17 protein-coding genes are annotated in these 17,460 nt (G+C 71.6%); 9 read left to right on the forward strand and 8 right to left on the reverse strand.

Going from position 1 to position 17,460, the window contains the following annotated elements; translation table 11 throughout:
- Positions 1-176: 176 nt before the first annotated feature.
- Positions 177-938 carry a 1-(5-phosphoribosyl)-5-[(5-phosphoribosylamino)methylideneamino]imidazole-4-carboxamide isomerase gene (gene hisA / locus KUG43_RS11145; protein WP_216908953.1) on the reverse strand — a complete coding sequence of 254 codons (762 nt, stop codon included), beginning with the start codon at positions 936-938 and terminating at the stop codon, positions 177-179.
- Positions 939-1,004: 66 nt separating this feature from the next.
- Here hisA and KUG43_RS11150 point away from each other — a divergent pair, with 66 nt between their 5' ends.
- The 4 genes from KUG43_RS11150 to KUG43_RS11165 all read left to right on the forward strand — a co-directional run bounded on the left by KUG43_RS11150 (position 1,005) and on the right by KUG43_RS11165 (position 3,968).
- Positions 1,005-1,238, forward strand: a complete 234-nt coding sequence (locus tag KUG43_RS11150; protein ID WP_216908955.1) for a hypothetical protein — start codon at positions 1,005-1,007, stop codon at positions 1,236-1,238.
- A gap of 89 nt (positions 1,239-1,327) precedes the next feature.
- Positions 1,328-2,077, forward strand: coding sequence for a COG3650 family protein (locus tag KUG43_RS11155; protein WP_216908959.1), 750 nt, complete (start codon positions 1,328-1,330; stop codon positions 2,075-2,077).
- Positions 2,078-2,121: 44 nt separating this feature from the next.
- Positions 2,122-3,039 carry an NAD-dependent epimerase/dehydratase family protein gene (locus KUG43_RS11160; RefSeq protein ID WP_216908961.1) on the forward strand — a complete coding sequence of 306 codons (918 nt, stop codon included), beginning with the start codon at positions 2,122-2,124 and terminating at the stop codon, positions 3,037-3,039.
- Between the two features lie 236 nt (positions 3,040-3,275).
- Positions 3,276-3,968 (forward strand): VanW family protein, encoded by a 693-nt coding sequence (locus tag KUG43_RS11165; protein ID WP_216909101.1) that lies wholly within the window; start codon positions 3,276-3,278, stop codon positions 3,966-3,968.
- 50 nt (positions 3,969-4,018) lie between these two features.
- On the opposite strand, the gene KUG43_RS11170 is transcribed toward KUG43_RS11165, so the two are convergent.
- Positions 4,019-4,570 (reverse strand): CDP-alcohol phosphatidyltransferase family protein, encoded by a 552-nt coding sequence (locus KUG43_RS11170; RefSeq protein WP_216909103.1) that lies wholly within the window; start codon positions 4,568-4,570, stop codon positions 4,019-4,021.
- Positions 4,571-4,600: 30 nt separating this feature from the next.
- Here KUG43_RS11170 and KUG43_RS11175 point away from each other — a divergent pair, with 30 nt between their 5' ends.
- Positions 4,601-5,068, forward strand: coding sequence for a CBS domain-containing protein (locus KUG43_RS11175; protein ID WP_216908963.1), 468 nt, complete (start codon positions 4,601-4,603; stop codon positions 5,066-5,068).
- 10 nt (positions 5,069-5,078) lie between these two features.
- Here the strand turns inward: KUG43_RS11175 and pdeM are convergent, their stop codons facing one another.
- Entirely contained in the window at positions 5,079-5,759 is a 681-nt protein-coding gene (gene pdeM, locus KUG43_RS11180) for a ligase-associated DNA damage response endonuclease PdeM (RefSeq protein WP_353618007.1), read from the reverse strand.
- Positions 5,760-5,869: 110 nt separating this feature from the next.
- On the opposite strand from pdeM, the gene KUG43_RS11185 reads away from it, so the two are divergent.
- A complete protein-coding gene (locus KUG43_RS11185) occupies positions 5,870-8,005 on the forward strand; it encodes an AAA-type ATPase lid domain-containing protein (RefSeq protein WP_216908967.1) in 2,136 nt (711 codons plus the stop codon).
- Here KUG43_RS11185 and KUG43_RS11190 read toward each other — a convergent pair.
- From KUG43_RS11190 to KUG43_RS11200, 3 genes are all read right to left on the reverse strand, one after another.
- Positions 8,002-8,643 carry a gamma-glutamylcyclotransferase family protein gene (locus tag KUG43_RS11190; protein WP_353618008.1) on the reverse strand — a complete coding sequence of 214 codons (642 nt, stop codon included), beginning with the start codon at positions 8,641-8,643 and terminating at the stop codon, positions 8,002-8,004. The two genes, KUG43_RS11185 and KUG43_RS11190, sit on opposite strands and share 4 nt — an antisense overlap.
- 146 nt (positions 8,644-8,789) lie before the next feature.
- A complete protein-coding gene (locus tag KUG43_RS11195; protein ID WP_216908969.1) occupies positions 8,790-9,623 on the reverse strand; it encodes a PhzF family phenazine biosynthesis protein in 834 nt (277 codons plus the stop codon).
- Positions 9,624-9,666: 43 nt separating this feature from the next.
- Complete coding sequence (locus tag KUG43_RS11200) at positions 9,667-10,476, reverse strand: NYN domain-containing protein (protein WP_216908971.1); 810 nt, start codon at positions 10,474-10,476, stop codon at positions 9,667-9,669.
- A gap of 95 nt (positions 10,477-10,571) precedes the next feature.
- On the opposite strand from KUG43_RS11200, the gene KUG43_RS11205 reads away from it, so the two are divergent.
- On the forward strand, positions 10,572-11,597 hold the full coding sequence (locus tag KUG43_RS11205) for an esterase-like activity of phytase family protein (protein WP_216908973.1): 1,026 nt from the start codon (positions 10,572-10,574) through the stop codon (positions 11,595-11,597).
- The gene (locus KUG43_RS11210; protein WP_216908975.1) at positions 11,594-13,816 is read left to right on the forward strand and encodes a PhoX family protein; all 2,223 of its coding nucleotides are present in this window, start codon (positions 11,594-11,596) and stop codon (positions 13,814-13,816) included. Before KUG43_RS11205 ends, KUG43_RS11210 begins: the two co-directional genes overlap by 4 nt.
- On the opposite strand, the gene KUG43_RS11215 is transcribed toward KUG43_RS11210, so the two are convergent.
- Complete coding sequence (locus KUG43_RS11215; protein ID WP_216908977.1) at positions 13,780-14,541, reverse strand: hypothetical protein; 762 nt, start codon at positions 14,539-14,541, stop codon at positions 13,780-13,782. The two genes, KUG43_RS11210 and KUG43_RS11215, sit on opposite strands and share 37 nt — an antisense overlap.
- Entirely contained in the window at positions 14,541-16,250 is a 1,710-nt protein-coding gene (locus KUG43_RS11220) for a VWA domain-containing protein (RefSeq protein ID WP_216908979.1), read from the reverse strand. Before KUG43_RS11220 ends, KUG43_RS11215 begins: the two co-directional genes overlap by 1 nt.
- 112 nt (positions 16,251-16,362) lie before the next feature.
- On the opposite strand from KUG43_RS11220, the gene KUG43_RS11225 reads away from it, so the two are divergent.
- Positions 16,363-17,379, forward strand: coding sequence for a substrate-binding domain-containing protein (locus tag KUG43_RS11225; protein WP_216908981.1), 1,017 nt, complete (start codon positions 16,363-16,365; stop codon positions 17,377-17,379).
- Positions 17,380-17,460: the final 81 nt, after the last annotated feature.

Below are 17,460 nucleotides of genomic sequence, written 5' to 3' on the forward strand. Positions count from 1 at the left end.
ATGGCTAAGAGCTGGGGTCAGCGTCTGACGACCACCGCCTTCGCCGCGGCTGGCGCCGCCCGTGGTGGAGGGGGTGGTCGTGGTGGGATGCAACCGCTGCCGCCATAAACGATGGTTCTGTTATAGGGCAGTTGCACCAACACCGGCACGGGCCACCCTCCCGGCGGCGGCGGGGTTCAGGCGATCGGCAGCTGCAAGGGATCCTGCAGCCGCTGCTCCCCGATGGCCTGCAGGGCTTCCGCCAGATCCACCCGGCCGTCGTACAGCGCCCGTCCCACGATCACCCCCGTCACACCGTGGGATTCCAGGCTCAGCAGGCTCAGCAGATCGGTCAGACACCCCACACCGCCAGAAGCGATCACCGGCAGGGAGGAGGCATGGGCCATGGCCCTCAGGGCCGTCAGGTTGGGTCCCTCCAGGGTGCCGTCGGTGGCGATGTCGGTGCTGATGATCGCCGCCACGCCCGTGCCCTCCAGGCTGGCGGCCAGCACGGTGGCTTCCACCGTGCTCTGCTCGATCCAGCCGCGGGTGGCCACCATGCCCTCCTTGGCATCGATTCCCACCACGATCCGGCCGGGATGGCGGCCGGCCAGGTCGCGCACCAGCTCCGGGTTCTCCACGGCGACCGTGCCGAGGATCACCCGGTCCACACCCCAGCCCAGCAGCTGCTCGGCCCGTTCCACCGAGCGCACGCCTCCCCCCAGCTGCACCGGAATCGAGAGGGCCGCGGCGATGGCCTGCACGGCGCCGTCGTTGCAGGGAGTTCCGCTCCTGGCCCCGTCGAGATCCACCAGGTGCAGCCGCGTGGCCCCCTGGCGCTGCCATTCCAGGGCCTGGGCCACAGGGTCGTCGTTAAAGCGGGTGACACGGTCGTAGTCGCCCTGATGCAGACGCACGCAATGCCCATCGAGCAGATCGATGGCGGGAATGACTTGCATGACCAGGGGACAGGGCCGCTCTGGGATCCATCCTGTGCCATGACGCTGCCCAAGGGCCCTGACCCGATGACGCTCTCCCCTCCCGCGCTCGCAGCGGATGACTGGCGCCGCCTCCGGGATGCGCTCCGCTACCAGGGCAGAGATCTCCATCACCGCTCCTATGCGGTCACGTCCCGGCGGCGAGAGCTGCTCTGGGAGGAAATGGACCGCTGCCTGGCGTTGGCCGATCGCATCGAGGCCCACCTGGAGCAGCTCAGCACGGCCGCCCTCGATCCGGAGGTCGAAACGACCGGCGACTGAGAGGGGCAGCGGCAGCGTCCTGGCTCGGAAGGACGTAACTTGCCTCCATCCGCAGGCGACGGCACTCGCCAGGCCTCCGTCTCTCGCCGATGTCGCCGCTGCGGCCGCTTGTTGTTCTGCTGCTGATCGGCTGCTGCAGCCCTGCCCTGGCCCAGCCCCTGCCCCCCCCGCCGGTGGCGGCGCCGTTGCCACCGCCCCGCTCCCTGCTGGGTCCTGATGGTCCCGATCCCCGCGACAGGCCTCCCCCCCTGGCGCCACCCGGTTCGGTGATTCCACCGATCAACCGTGCCGATGCCCGCCTGGAGGCGGCGCTGCGGGCTCGCCTGTTCGCCGGGCCAGTGGCGGCCAGCCCGGCGGCGGCCGGCGATTCGGATCAGACCGAATGGGAACAGGCCCGCGCCACGGCCCTGCGCCCCGTCTGCGCCGACGTGGGGCCCCTGCGCTACCTGCACAACCGCATCGATCTGGACGGCGACGGCCGACTGGAGACCGTGGCGGTGGTGGTGGGCTCCTTCGCCTGTGCCAGCGGCGGCTGCAGCCTGCTGGTGTTCCGTGACGTCGACGGCAGCCTGGAGCTGGTGGCGGAGAACGGCCTGTTCCAGTCGCCCCTGACGGTGATCAGCAACCGCCACCGGGGCTGGCTGGATCTCACTTTGCCCGCCAGCCTCCATGGCGCCCCCGACGGCCTCAAGGAACTGCGCTTCGATGGCCGCACCTACCGGCCCGTACCGCTGCCGGGGACCGAGGGCAGCAGCACGGGGCCACCGGGAACGGTGGTGCTGGAACTGCTGCCCCTGCCCTTCGAACGCCTGGGCCACCCCCTGCCCTGCGGCCCCTGATCCCGGCCGGCCGCTTGAATGGCGCTCACCGACGCGGCATGGCGATGAGGATCCTGGTGATGGGCGGCACCCGCTTCGTGGGTCGACCCCTGGTCAACCGCCTGCTGGACGCGGGCCATGAGCTCACGCTGTTCACCCGCGGGCGCCAGCCCGTGCCGGAGGGGATCGAACATCTGCAGGGCGACCGCAGCAGCGCCGAAGGCCTGGCGGCCCTGCAGGACCGTCCCTTCGATGTGATCGTCGACAGCTCCGGCCGCACCCAGGAGGACACCCGCCAGGTGATCGAGCGCACCGGCCCCCCTTCCCACCGGCTCGTGTACGTGAGTTCGGCCGGTGTGTACGCCGACAGCGAGCTCTGGCCCCTCGACGAGGACTCCCCCACCGATCCCCAGAGCCGTCACGCCGGCAAGCTCGACACCGAAGCCTGGCTGCGCCAGGAGGGCATCCCCTTCACCAGCTTCCGGCCCACCTACATCGTGGGGCCAGGCAACTACAACCCTGTGGAGAGCTGGTTCTTCGATCGCATCGTGCACGGCCGGCCGGTGCCCCTCCCCGGTGACGGCAGCACCATCACCCAGCTGGGCCACGTGGCCGACCTGGCCGCTGCCATGGCCCGCTGCATCGAGGTGGAGGCCGCCGCCAACCGCATCTACAACTGCACCGGCTCCCAGGGCATCAGCTTCCGGGGGCTGGTGGCCGCCGCTGCTCGCGCCTGCGGCACCGATCCGGAGGCAGTGGAGATCCGCAGCTTCGATCCCGCCGGCCTCGACAAGAAGGCCCGCAAGGCGTTCCCGCTGCGCCTGGCCCATTTCCTCACCGACACGCACCGGGTGCGACGGGAGCTGGCCTGGGAGCCGGCCTTCGACCTGGAGGCCACCCTCGCCGACAGCTACACCAACGACTACGCCCTGCGGATGCCCACCACGCCCGACTTCAGCGGCGACGAGGCCCTGCTGGGCTGAGGAATTGACGATGTGTTGCGGAACTGGACGGTTCCCCACACAGTTCTGATCCAATTCGCCTGTGGGCCCTCAGGACTGCCAGATTTTGTTCACCCACGCAGGGGAGGGCCAGTCGCATGGGTGTGGCCAGTGTGGTCCGTGGTCGTGCCCAGCCAGACCACCCCGCCGATCGCTGCGGGATTCACGCCAGCCAGTGAAGACGATATGGGGTCATGAGACGTCTTTTACCCTTGGCGATGCGTCAGGAGATCCGCCATGGCTGGCGCCTTTGGAAGGATCGCCTGAACGGGATCACGTTCGACCAAGCAACGGGCCCCCTGGAGAGGCGCTCCGCCGTTGGTCTCACCCAGCCGATCCTGCCGAGCGACTTCTTTGAAAACAAGATCGCCAACATCAACCGGGGTGCCGCGTTGCTTGATGGCTCGCTGATTGGTGCCAACAGGAGCTGGTCCTTCTGGCACCACATCAGCCGTCCCAATGCAGCCAATGGATTTCTTCCGGGGCGAAACATTGTCAAGGGCAAGCTCGTTGCCCTCAGCGGTGGTGGGCTTTGCCAGCTGTCCTCGATGGTCTACCACCTGGCCCTGCTGGGTGGGTTGACCGTGCTGGAACGCCATTCCCACAGCCTGGATATCTATGAAGAGGACCAACGCTTCACGCCGTTGGGTGCCGACGCCACGGTGGTGTGGGGATTCAAGGACCTGCGACTTCACAATCCCCACTCTTTTCGTGTCGCCTTTGGATTCAGAGTCGAGCGAAACCGCTTGATTGGCGAGCTCCTCGCCGATGCCAACCTGACGGCCCGCCACGTCGAGTTTGTTCGTGTCAACCTCGAAAAGCCCTGGATTCAGGTCAACACGATGGTCAACCAGCGCCTTCAGGTCTCCACGGTGTACGAACAGAAACAAGGCCTGCAGGTCGTCACCTAACCCCAGGGTCTTGTGCTCTTCGCTGTCATCGCTGACGACATGCGCCCGTCTCAGCGGCGCGCATCGGCCCGCAGGTACCCCAGTGCCGAGCTGAGCGCCAGCAGCAGCGACGGCCAGAACAACCACCAGCCAGCGCCATGCAGCAGGCGCACCAGCGGCGCGCCCTGACCCAGGCCCCAGGACGGCGGCCAGAGCAGCAGCAGCAGGGAAAGGAACTGCAGGATCGTCTTGGCCTTGCCCCCCAGGGAGGCGGGGCCGCCGCTGCCCTGGCCGGCCCGCCAGCCGGAGATCAGCAGCTCCCTGGCCAGCAGCAGCCATACCGCCCACAGGGGCAGGCCTCCGGTGTGGGCCAGCCACAGCAGGGGGGCGCTGATCAGGATCTTGTCGGTAAGGGGATCAAGCCTGGCCCCCCACACCGAGCCACCGCCGGCCCGGCGGGCCAGGGCGCCGTCGGCCCAATCGCTCAGGCCGCCCAGCAGCAGCAGCCCCCAGGCCAGGGCGGGCTGGCCGCCGGCCAAGGCCAGCAGCAGCGGCAACCCCAGCACGGCCCGGGCAAGCGTCAGCAGGTCAGCGAGGCGTCGCAGGGGAGGGGTCCCGTTCAGCAGCAGAATGCCATCACCGAGGAGATCCGCATGGTCGTCGAGCGCAGCGTGGCCGAAGTGATGACCAGCCCCGTGCTGAGTGTCGCCACCACCACGCCCCTGCAGGAGGCCGTGCAGCTGATGAGCGACCACCACATCAGTGGCCTGCCGGTGCTCGATGAGCTCGGAGCCCTGGTGGGGGAACTCAGCGAGCAGGACCTGATGGTGCGCGAGAGCGGCTTCGATGCCGGGCCCTACGTGATGCTGCTTGATGCCGTCATCTACCTGCGCAACCCGCTCGACTGGGACAAGCAGGTGCACCAGGTGCTGGGCAGCACGGTGGGGGACGTGATGGGCTCCAAGCCCCACAGCTGCCCCTCATCCACCAGCCTGCCCCAGGCCGCCCGCCAGCTGCACGACCGTGGCACCCAACGCCTGTTCGTGCTCGACGACAAGGAGGCGCTGGTGGGGGTGCTCACCCGCGGCGACGTGGTGCGGGCCCTGGCCACCGAAAGCTGAACGTCCCCGATCAGGCGGCCCCCCTCTGGGCTCTCCGGAGCTGGGGAGAAGGGTTCCAGGCGATGACGGCACCGTCCGCCACGAGCCAGAGCGCCTCACCCCGGGGGCAGGGCTGGCCCCCCGTCAAGGCGCCGAACGCCGGCAGCACCAGCTGCTCCAGCGCAGGGTCGTAGGCGAAGCATGGCAACCGCAACCGGTCGGCGCCACGGCCCACCAGGGCCACCGGATGGCGGTGGCCGCAGACATTCAGCCGGCCGGCCGTGGGCTCCGGGGCATGGCTCAGCCACAGGGGGCCCATGGTCAAGGAGGGCTCCTGGACCAGGCCTTCCAGCCAGCTGCCCCGTTCGTGATTGCCGCCGATCAGCCGCAGGGGACAGCCCAGCAGGGAGGGCAGGGCCGCCAGCTTCTGGCGCAGCTCCTCGGTGAGGCCAAGGCGGTTATGGATCAGGTCGCCGAGCACCACCACCTGGCGGGGCTGGAGCCGGTGGGCCACCGCCAGCAGGGCATTGAGGGTGGCGGCATCACCGTCGCTGGGCAGCGGGATGCCCTGGCACTGAAAGGATTCCGCCTTGCCCAGGTGCAGATCTGCCAGCAGCAGCAGCCGCTGCTGCGGATCCCAGGCGGCCTTCTCCGCCAGCAGCTCCAGGCGGTGGCCCCGCCAGGGGAAAGCAGCGGCGGCAGGAGCATTCACGCTTTCGACTGCGGGGCGCCGTGGAGGATGACGGACATGGCGTGATCGAAGGGAGAAACGGAGCGGGGCCATTCTCTCCGCCCAGACTCTCTGGAGCACGGCACACCCCGATGACGTCCACCCCGCCGGATGCGGCTGAGAGCGCCAGGGCCTGTCTTCTGCGGCTGGCGCCTTACCTGCTGGGCCGGGTCCGGCGGGGGGTCGTCGGCAGCAGCCGCTACGCCCAGAAGCTGCGGGAAGCGATCCGCGAGGCCGCCGCCGATGGCTCTGGCGGCCCCGTGCTGATCAGCGGTGAGCCGGGGCTGGAGAAGGACAACATCGCGGCCCTGATCCACTTCGGATCCGTGGCCCGCAATCAGCTGCTGGTGCAGGTCAACGGCGCCCTGCTGCGGCCCGACGGGGCGGAACTGTTCGCGGCCGGGGCCGATGGCCTCACCCTGATCGACTGCCTCGGCGCCGGCGGCCTGTTGCTCGATCAGATCGACAAAGCCGATCCCCAGCTGCGGCCGGCCCTGCTGGAGCTGGCCCGCAGCGGTCGCTGGGTCTCGCCCGACGACGGCCATGAACACCAGTTCCCGGGGCGGGTGTTCCTCACCGCCGAAACCACGGCGCCCGATTTCGATGCCTGCTGCCGCCACATCCGGGTGCCGCCCCTGCGGGTGCGTCGCCAGGACCTGGGCGAATGGTTGCGCTACGGGGTGCGCCAGAAGGCGCGCAGCCTGGGCTGGGCCACGCCCCCCGCCGTGAGTGAGGGGCTGATCAAGCGGCTCCAGACCTACGACTTCCCCGGCAACATCCGCGAACTCACCCTGGTGATCGAGCGGGCCCTGCGCCAGTGCGCCGACGACCGGCCCGCCGTCCTGCCCGACGAGGTCTTCTGGACCGGTCGCCGTTCCCAGCGCGCCCGCTTCGACCTCTGGCGCTGGAAACCCCAGCTGCGGGACGTGATGCGGTCACCGCTGCTCTGGAACGGCCTGTTGTTTGGCGTGGTGAGCTGGGTCTTCGTGCTGGTCAACCTCTGGCTCTGGTTCGGTCCCCAGGACCGGCAGCACAACGGGGCCCTCAACATGTTCTGGGCCTGGTGGTGGCCGCTGATCCTGCTGACGTACCCGGTCGTGGGCCGGCTGTGGTGCTCGTTCTGCCCGTTCATGGTCTGGGGGGAGATCAGCCAGCGGATCGCCGGGGTCCTGGGCTGGCAGCCCGCCCGCTGGCCCCGGGGCGACAGCGATGCCTGGGCGGCGCCGATCCTGGCGGCCGGCTTCGCCGCGATCCTGCTCTGGGAGGCGGTGTGGAACCTGGAAAACACGGCCTGGCTGAGCAGCTGCCTGCTGCTGCTGATCACCCTTGGTGCCGTGATCGGCTCGCTGCGCTTCGAGAAGCGCTTCTGGTGCCGCCATCTCTGCCCGGTGGGAGGCATGAATGCCCTGTTCGCCAAGCTGGCGGTCAGTGAGTTGCGGGCCCAGGCGGGGATCTGCAGCGGCAGCTGCACCTCCTACGCCTGCTTCAAAGGGGGGCCGGCCGAAGGCGAAGGCCTGGCCACGGCCGGCTGTCCCCTGGGCACCCATCCGGCCCACCTGGAGGACAACCGCAACTGCGTGCTCTGCCTCACCTGCGCCCAGGCCTGCCCCCATCGCTCGGTGCAGCTGCGGCTGCGGCCTCCCGCCGCGGATCTGCAGCGGGACATGGCCCCACCCGCCGGGGAGGCGGGCCTGATCCTGGTGCTGGCCGGTGGGGTGTGCCTGCACCACTGGCAGAAGCTGCTGGGTGGCGTGGCCCTGGCTCCGGCGAACCTGCAGGAGGGGCCCCTGCTGCCACGGCTGGCCTTCGCGGCCCTGGCCCTGGCCCTGCCCGCCGGAGTGTTTCTGCTGGTACGGCACCAGCGGGGATGGGGCCGCCGTCCGGAGAAGGCCGCCTCCCGCTTGCGGCTCTCCCTCTACGCCCTGTTGCCGCTGCTGTGGGCCCTGATGCTGGTGGACCATCTGCCGCTGGGCATGGCGGAAGCGGGGCTGGTGCTGCCGGTCAGCGCCAGCCCCTGGTGGCCCCAGCTGGCCGCCCGCTTGCCCGGATGGAGCGCCGACGGCCACGTGATCGCCTTCTGCCAGACGCTGGTGCTGGCGGTGGGGGTGGCGGGCTCGGTGGTGCTGCTGCGGCGACTGCTGCAGCCCCTGCGCTGGGGCTGGCTGGCCCTGGGCTGGCTGGCACTGGGGCTTGGGGCCGGTGGCCGCTGGCTGGTGGCGGCGGGCTAACGCCCGCAGACCCGCTGCAGGTCGCTGTCGCTGTAGAGCGCCACGGGCGCATCGGCAGGGCTCTCCTGCAGCCGCTGCGTCTTGGTGAGGTAGTGGGCGGCGCCGAGGCGGTTGCCCAGCAGCGCGCGAGCGCTGCCGTGGCTGCCGCGCCAGGCGTTGCAGGTGGCGAGGGTGTCGAGGGCCAGGGCGGAGGGGGTGAGAGCGGCCGCCAGCAGCGCGGCCCCGACCAGGGCCAGCACCACGGCCAGGCCCAGCTGGCTGCGGCGCACGGCCGCACCTGGCGCGGGACCCCGCCAGCAACCGTCGGCGATGGCGGACACGTGGCGCACCTGGTGGGGCCGGCCCAGGTAGACCCAGGCGCGGCGGCCATCGGCCAAGGGCAGGGGCCGGCGGTCATAGAGGCGGGGGTGGCCCTCCAGCCGATCGAGCCTGGCCAGGCCGGCGGCATCCACGCCATACACCTCACCCCGCACCAGCCCCTGCCCGGGCACGGCCATCGGGAAAGGGCCCAGGTCGTGCAGCACGACATCCGGCAGAACGGCCTCCCCGAGGAATGGCGCCTCAGCCAGCCAGTGGTGGTTGCCGTGGCCGCGCTTGAGGGTGCCGTAGACGAAGACCAGCTCGGGGTTCCGGGTCACAGGTCGGGCCAGGGGCGGGGGAGCCTGTGGCCATAATGCGACGAAACTGCACCTGCTTCCATGACGATCGCCCTGCTGGTGACGCTGCTGGGTTCGCTGGTGCTGATGGGCTGGATCGTGAAGCGCCTGGAGAAGGCCTCCTGAACTCAGGCCTCCAGCCGGCGCACCTGCCCCGCCACCCGGATCGAGCCCCCCGGCTCCGCCGTAATCCCGGCGCGCAGCAGGGAGCGGCAGCCCATGTCCTCCCCCTGCAGCACCTCGATGCTGCCGCCGTGGGGCCAGTCGAGGCTCTGCAGATAGCCGGCCAGGGCCGCTGTGGCGGCGCCGGTGGCCGGATCCTCGTAGACACCGCCGACAGCGAAGGCGTTGCGGCTGTGGAACAGCCGGGGACCTTCGGCCCAGACGAGGAGCAGGGTCAGCAGGCCCGCCGCCGCCATCAGCCGGGCCCCGTCCTCCATGGCATAGCGCATGGCGGCCAAGTCCTCGCGGCGGCGCAGGGCCAGCAGCAGATGGTCGGCACCGCCGTGGACGACGGCGGGGGGCAGGGCCGGATCCAGGTCGCTGGGGTCGTAGCCGAACAGCGCCAGGGCGGCCGCCAGCAGCTCCGGCGTCACCGGAGCACTGCGGGTTGGGGGCGACTGCAGGGCGGCGCTCCAGCGCTCCCCCTGCCGCCGGCCCTCCACCGTGATCGCGGCCTGGTTCAGCGTCAGCGAGAACACCCCATCGCCGCAGCGCTCGGCCAGGGCGGCCCCGAGGGCGACGGTGGCGTGGCCGCAGAAGGGCACTTCGACGGTCGGGGAGAAGTAGCGCACCCGCCAGCCGTCCCCCTGCGGGGCGGCGAAGACCGTTTCCGAGTAGCCCACCTCTGCGGCGATCCGCTGCATCGCGCTGTCCGACGGCAACGGATCAGCGATGACGACACCTGCCGGGTTGCCGCCCCGGTCGCCGTCACTGAAGGCCCCCAGGCGCTGCAGGGTCATGGCAGGGGTGGGGCCGCAGCGGACAGGAACCAGTCTGCCGACCTCAGTCGTCCTCCTGGGCCCGCACGTAGACGATGGTCCGGTTACCGCTCGGGGCCTCCCGCTCCTCCATCACGAACAGGGACGGACAGCCGCGCACCAGATCGGAGAGCTTGCGGAAACCGTAGAGCCGGGTGTCGAAGTCGGGCTGGATCTTCTGCAGGTAGCTGCCGAAGGTACCCAGCTGGGTCCAGCCCGATTCGTCCACCGAGCGATCCAGCGCCTCCATCAGGAAGTCGGCCGGGATGACCGGATGGGCGCTGGCGGGAGGCTCGGCGTCCCGTGCACGGCGGGCCTCCCCGACCTCGGCGCCGGCGTCCCCCTGGCGGGAGGCGGTGCGCAGCACCTCGGTGAACAGGAACTTGTGGCAGGCGTTGCGGAACGCCGCGGGAGTCTTCTCCTCGCCGAAGCCATACACCAGCAGACCCTCCTCCCGCAGACGCACCGCCAGGCCGGTGAAATCGCTGTCGCTGGTTACCAGGCAGAAGCCATCGAAACGCCGGGTGTAGAGCAGATCCATCGCATCGATGATCATCGTGCTGTCGGTGGCGTTCTTGCCCACGGTGTAGGCGAACTGCTGCATCGGCTTGATCGAGAACTTGTTCAGCAGCGCCTTCCAGGAGGCGCTCTGGCTGGAGGTGAAATCGCCGTAGATGCGCCGCACGATCGCCTCACCGAAGCGGGCCACCTCCTCCAGCACCGCCTCGATCACCGCCGCCCGGGCGTTGTCGGCGTCGATCAGCACCGCCAGGCGCCGGCCCGACTCTTCCGCGAGACCGCCGGCCGGCGGCTGGACACCCGATGGGGATCGCATCACACATCCCCCGGGGCTGCCTTGACCCTACCCGTACCGAACCCGCGTGTCGCCGGATGCCGCCGCCGCCCCCCTGCGACGGGAGAATTCCCCCCATGGTCGTGCCCCTGATCGCCGCCTCCTCGCCCCTCCCCCCGCCGCCGCCCCTGCTGCCCTGCCCGGCCGAGGCGGGCTGGGAGCTGGTGGCGGGCGCCCGCCTCCCGCGCCGCGGGGCGGACGGATCGCCCCTGGGCGGCTACTCCGCCGCCAGCTACCGGAGTGAGAGCGATGTCCTGCTGCTGCTCAGCGATGCCCCCCGGGGCCGCGTGGACGCCTGGAGCGGCGTGCGGCAGCTCGGGCGGGTGCCGCTGCGGCCGGTGTTCCGGCTGGAGCTGCAGGGATCGCCCCAGGCCCCGCTGCCGGCGGAGATCGACGCCGAAGGGCTGGTGGTGATCGGCGAGCGGCTCTGGGTGGCCAGCGAGGGGCGCCGCAGCGCCGCCCGGGCGGCCCAGCTGCTGACCTTCGATCAGAGCAGCGGCCTGCTGCAGCGCTCCTACCCCCTGCCCGCCGACTGGCAGCCGGCCCCGGGGCGCGGCCTCGAGGCCAACCAGGGGCCCGAGTCCCTGGCCCTGCTGCGCCGCCCGAGGCAGACGGATGTGCTGCTGATGGCCGCGGAAAGGCCCCTGCTGCAGGATCCACCGGGGCATGTGCGGCTGCTGGGCTGGTCGCTGGAGCCCGCCGGGCCGAAGGCCCATCCCCTGGCCCGGCTGGCCATCCCCGCCGGCGAGGGCTGGGGACTGACCGATCTGCTGGTGGTCGACGCCGCCGGCCCCGCGCCTGGCCTGCTGGCCCTGCTGCGGCGCTTCCAGGCCCCCGCCCGCTGGCAGGTGCTCCTGGCCCACTACCCGCTGCCTAGGGAAGGGGCCGATCCCGCGGCGGTGCTGGAGCCGATCCACCAGTGGGATCTGATCGCGGCCGGCCTGCCGGCCGACAACTGGGAGGCCCTGACCCCGGGGCCTGTCCAGGCCGATGGCCGCCCCAGCCTGCTGGTGGCCTCGGACGACAACTTCAGCGCCCTTCAGGACAACCACCTGGCCCTGCTGGCCCCGCACCGCAGCAATCCCTGCCCCCCGACCCGATGAACCGCCGCGATCTGCTCTCCCTGCTCGGCATCGGCGCCTGCTCCTTCGCCCAAGCAGCCCTGCCCTCGGCGGCAGCGGGTTCGGCGGCGGCGGGGCGGTCAGCAGGTCCCAGACAGGGTGAGAGCTCCTTCCCGACCGTGCCCACCCCCCTGCCGGTGCCCAGCGACGGGCTCGACGCGGCGGAGCAGCGGCGCCGTTATGCCCGCATCGCACTGGAGGACCGGCTGGTCCTGCCGGACGGCTTCCGGGCCGATCTGCTGGCGGTCTGGGGGGATCCGCTGGCCGAAGGTCGCTTCGGCTTCAACAACGACCACCTCTCCTTCCTGGCCCTGGCCCCGGATCGGGCCCTGCTGACGGTGAACTTCGAGTACATCAGCGCCCGGGCCTGGCGGCAGGGCTACGCCGAAGCGGTGGGCGGGGAGCTGCCGTTCGACGCCGTGATCGAAGCCCTGGCTGCCCGGGGCGGCCGGGTGGATGCCGCCAGCCTGGCGGCGGACGACCCGCTGCTGGAGACCATCCGCCAGCTGGCGGAAGCGGCCATGGCCGACCTGGGTGTGGGCGTGATCGAGCTGGAGCGGCAGCCGGGCGGCCCCTGGCGGCGCGTACCCGGCCGCTTCGATCGGCGCATCACCGGCCTGAGCGGCTGGCGCGACCCCGCCCAGCGCCTCCGCACCTCCGGGCCGGCGGCGGCCGTGTTCCGGCGCCGCCAGCGGCTCGGCTACGACGACGGGCTGGGGGACGCGATCATCGGCAGCTTCGCCAACTGCGCCGGCGGCGAGACCCCCTGGGGCACCGTGCTGAGCGCCGAGGAGAACATGCAGAGCCAGGTGCCCGAGGCGGTGCACGCCGACGGCTCCTCCGTCTCCCCCGCCGCCCGTCCCTTCGCCTACGACGGCCAGCGCCTCGACGGCCTCGGCAACCCCTTCGGCCTGGCGGGCAACAAGTACGGCTGGATGGTGGAGCTCGACCCGCGCCGGCCCGAACGCCCCGCCGTGAAGCACAGCTGGCTGGGCCGCTTCCGCCACGAGGCGGTGGCGGTGAAGGCCGTCGCCGGCCAACCCCTGGTGGTCTATTCCGGCTGCGACCGCCATGGCGGCCACCTCTACCGCTTCGTCAGCGACGCGCCGATCCGCGATCCGGCCGACCCGGCCAACTCAGAGCTGTTCAGCGCCGGCCGGCTCGAGGTGGCCCGTTTCGATCCAGCCGGCCCGGACGGCGGCGAGGCTCGGGGCCGCTGGCTGCCCCTGGAGCCCACCAGCCCGGTAGCACCACTCACCCCCGGCCATTTCGCCCGCCACGGCGTGGAGCAGGCGATCCTGTTGCCCCATAGCGACCGGAGCAGGCCCGGGGCCGAAACCTTCGCCAACGACGCGGCTGTGGCCGCCTACCGGCGCCGGTTCGCCACCCTGGCGGACCTCTACCCCGGCGAGGGGGAGGAGCGGATGGGGGCGATCCTGATCGATGCCCACCTGGCCGCCTGTGCCATCGGGGCCACCCCCGCGGCCCGGCCCGAGGACACGGTGATCGATCCGCTCAGCGGCGACCTGCTGATCGCCTTCACCGCCGGGGGCGGCAGCGATGACGGCCGGGCCGACCCGGCCATCTTCCGTGGGCCCAAAGGCCAGTCCTCCTGGCCCTACGGCTGGATCATGCGCCTGGCCGACGACGGTCCGGCCCGGGGCGGATCCTTCCGCTGGCGGCTGGTGGCCACCGGCGGGGCCCCGTGGCAGGGGGGGATGGGCTTCGCCAATCCCGACAACCTCGCCATCGACCGGCAGGGAACCATCTGGATGGTGACCGACCGCTCGACGAAATCGGCGGATCTCGATCTGTTCGGCAACAACAGCTGCTGGGTGCTGCTCACCCGTGGCCCCCACGCCGGCGAGGCCTTCTGCTTCGCCACCGGACCGATGGAGTGCGAGCTCACCGGCCCCTGCTTCGACGGCGGCGAAGCCACCCTGTTCCTGGCGGTGCAGCACCCCGGCGAGGACAACGGCACCCGCCCTTCTGCGGAGGCCCGTGAGGCCCAGGCCCACCGGCTGGTGGATCGCTCCGGGCGCCCGTTCGAGCAGCTGCGCTGGGTGCCGCTGGGCTCCAACTGGCCCTCCGGCGTCCCCGGCCGGGCCCCCCGCCCCGGGGTGGTGGCGATCCGGCGTCTGGGGGGCGGACCCCTGCTGGGCCCTCAGGCAGTGCCGGCGTCGAGGGAGCGCTCGATCTGATCGATCGCCTCATCGAGCGGCTCGATCGCCGTCGCCATGGCCGCATCGCTGGCTTCGGTGCTGGGCCACTGGTGATCGACCTGACGGCGCAACTGCTGCAGGCCGCCGTCAATGGCCTCCAGCCGGGTGGCCAGGGCCAGCAGTCGGGCCTCCCGTTCATCCATCCCCTGGCGCGCCGCATGCAGGTTGCGGCGCAGCTGGTCCACCAGCCGCCGCCGCTCCTGACGCAGGGGACCCTCCGCCTCGCGCTGCAGGGATTTCTCCTCCCGCGCCAGGCGGCGGGCCAGATCGTCGGGATCGAGGCGCCGTCCCCCGCCCGACTCCAGCAGGGGCCGCCGTTCCTGCAGCCGCTCCGGCAATTGCTGCAGCCGCTCACAGCAGAGCTGGACACTGCCCAGGGCCTCCAGATGGCCCGGGTCCGTGAAGCGGGCCACGGCCTCCTCCCGCAGCGCCATCGCCGCCACCGCCAGGCCGCTGGCCCGGTCCAGGGCCTCCTCCAGGCCCGCATCGAGCCGCTGGGCGTGCAGGCGCTGGCTGCGGCTGCGGCGGCCGGCCGCCCCACCACGGGCCAGCAGTGCCGCGCCGGCCACGCTGAGGCCAACGGCCGGCAGGATCGCCAGGGGAAGGGCCACCCCGGCGCCACGCACCAGCAGCAGCAGGCAGACGCCGCCGGCAGCCATTGCCAGGGGATGGTCGAGGGGGTTGGTCCAGCCCGATGCCGCCATCAGAAGGCCATCTGCAGATCTTCCATGCGGCGCCGGATGCTGTCCGCCGTGCCGGTGGTGAAATCGCCGCCGTTGCTCTCGGCGATGCGCCTCAGCACAGCGGGATCGAAATCCCCCTGGTTGCCGTAGCCCATCGTGAACACGCCGATGCGCTCATCACTGGCGAAGCCACTGCGTTGCAATTCGCGGCCCAGACCCTCCAGGGACAGACGCGAACCGTTGTCCTGGCCATCGGTGAGCACCACCACCGCCAGGATCTCGCCCGGGCGCCGGGTGGACCGCAGCCAGTCGCGGCCCTGCTGGATGGCGTCGTAAAGGACGGTGCCGCCCTCCGCCTCCAGCGAGGCAATGAAAAGGGCGCCCGCTACCCCGCCGGCTGCAGCTCCGGAACCCCCTCCCACACCAGCCCCGGTCACCACCACCGGCGGCCGCAGCCGGTTGTCGAAATCGAACAGGCCCACGCTGTCCCGCGGACCGATCTGGGCCAGGTAGGCCTGCAGGCTGCGCTGGGCCGCCGGCAGCTTCTCCCCCTTCATCGAACCGGAACTGTCCACCACCAGGGCCACCCGGGAGGGCTTCTTGGCCTGGTTGCGCCACAGGGCGATGATCGCCTCCACCACCTCCGGTTTCGGCGCCCGCAGGGAGTCGTAGACGGCCCGGGGGTCGGCGCCGTAGGCCGCCGTGACGCGGCTGGGCGGCACCGCCGGGTTGGCCGGCCGCAGCCCCTGATCGGCCGCCAGGCGCTGCAGGTCCTCGCTCTGGAGGCGCTCGATGAGCAGCAGGGCCGCCTGCTTCTCCTGTGGTGACACCCAGGGGGCCTCCGGCAGGATCGCCCGCATCGTGCTGGCGTAGGTGGCCCTGGGGTACACCGCTTTGAGGGGTTCCTGATCGGCCTGGCGGGAGGCGTTGACCGCCACCACCGACGACTCATAGACCGAACCCACCGAGGCCCAGAAGGGGCCGTTGCGCTGCATCGCTCGGGCGAGTTCGTCGGTGGAGCTGCCGTAGCGGGTCACATGGCGCTCGATCGCTGCCACCTTGGCGCCGTGGGACTGCACATCCGCCAGGGTGAGAGCTTCGGGTCGCTTGGCGGCCACCTCGGCCACCATCGCCACCAGGGTCTGCAGGCCCGAATTGGAGCGGGTCGGGGCGGTGTGGACATAGCGGATCGGCTGGGAGGGGCCGGCCGGATCCAGCTGGCGGTGGTCGCTGCTGCGGGACAGGGCGGTGAAGGGATCGGCTCGGTCGAGGCCCTTCGCCAGCGACGGGGTGGTCATGAACACCATCGGACTGGAGGCCAGGGCCGGCGCATCGGCCGGCGGCGGGATCAGATCACGGGTGGGCGCCAGGCGCTGCAGGCGGTGCCGCAGCAGATCGAGATAGATCTCGCCGTCCACCGACACCAGGGTGGGGATGCGGGGATCCTCGGCCGCCTGGCCGCCTTGGAGCACCCCTCGGGCATGGGTCTCCATCTCACTGACCACATCGCCACTGCCGGCAGCCCGGCAGCGCAGCAGCACCGGGGTGCGATCAGCCAGCCGTGGCGGTGACTGGGCGATGGCCTTGGCGGCCTCGTGACAGAAGCCCTTCAGGGCGCTGCCGACCAGCATCTCCAGCTCCAGGGGCGGCGGGGCCCCAAGGTTGCAGCCGCCAATCGGCAGGCCGAGGAGTGCGGTGGTGAGGGCGGCCAACCGCAGGGCCCGTGCCATGGAGCGGGACGGAAAGGTGCCGTCATTCTGCTGGCAAGGGCCGGTGGCTTCAGCGTGCCGATGGCGGCTGCCGCCGCCGCCATCAGACTGCCTGGCACCCGGACCGCCCCCCTTGGAAGCGACCCTGAGCCGCAGGCGCCTGCTGTCCCTGTTGATCGCCGGCGCCTCCCTGGCCCTGGCCACGGCGCCCCTACCCGGGCTGCGGCGGCCGTTGCTGGTGGCGGTGGGATCGGAGCTGGCCGGCGCCATGGTGGATGTCGAACCCCTGTTCGAGCGCCGCCACGGCGGCATCGACCTGACCTGGAAGGTGCAGGGCTCCCAGGACATGGTCAACCGTGCCCGGGAGGAGGGGCCGGAGCGTCCGCGGGTGCTGATCCCCGCCAACCGGGACCTGCTCAACCAGCTGGCCGGCGATCTCCAGGCCCAGGGGATGCCCACCCCGTTCCTGCAACCCCCCGTCCCAGTGGCCCGCACCCTGTTGGTGGCGGTGGCCTGGCCGGAGCGGGCCAAGCGCCTGTTCCCGGACGGCCGCTTCTCCTGGGCCCAGCTGAGGCGCGCCACGGCGGCGGGCCAGTGGGGGGCCCTGGGAGCTCCGGCGAGCTGGGGCAGCGTCGATCTGCGCAGCGCCGATCCGATGCGCTCCAACTCCGGCCAACTGACCCTGGCTCTCTGGTGCCAGGGTCAGAACAGCTCCGGCTGTGCTGCTGCCCTTCGCCGCGCCGTCTACCGGCCGGCCCGCTCCACCGACATCCTTCTGCAGGAATTCATCAGCGGCGGCCCCAACGAGGGTGACCTGGCGCTGGTGTACGAGGCCTCGGCCCTGACCCGGCAGCAGGAGGCCGGCCGCCAGCGGCCGGGGGGCTATGTGCTTCTGGTTCCTGATCCCACCATCGAGACGGTGCTGGCGGCGGCCGTGCTGCGGGGGGAGTCGGCCGGCGGCAACCAGGACGGCGAGCGATTCGTGGCGTTCCTGCTCTCCCGGGAGGGCCAGGCCGTGCTCAGGCGCCTGGGGTTCCGCGGCGCCGACGGCGGCGGCGGCAGCCCGGCCGCCAGTGGCGTGAAGCGCCTGCCGCCCCCCGCGCCCCAGGAACGGGAAGAGCTGCTGCGGCTCTGGCAACAGGCCGGCTGACCATGGGGTGGTGTTGCCGCGTACCAGGGATGGTGCGGCAGAGCACGGACGCGCCTGAGGGGACGGCCTGCAGCAGAACGA

This window comes from Synechococcus sp. CCY 0621, from assembly GCF_019038465.1.
Classification (GTDB): Bacteria; Cyanobacteriota; Cyanobacteriia; order PCC-6307; family Cyanobiaceae; genus Cyanobium.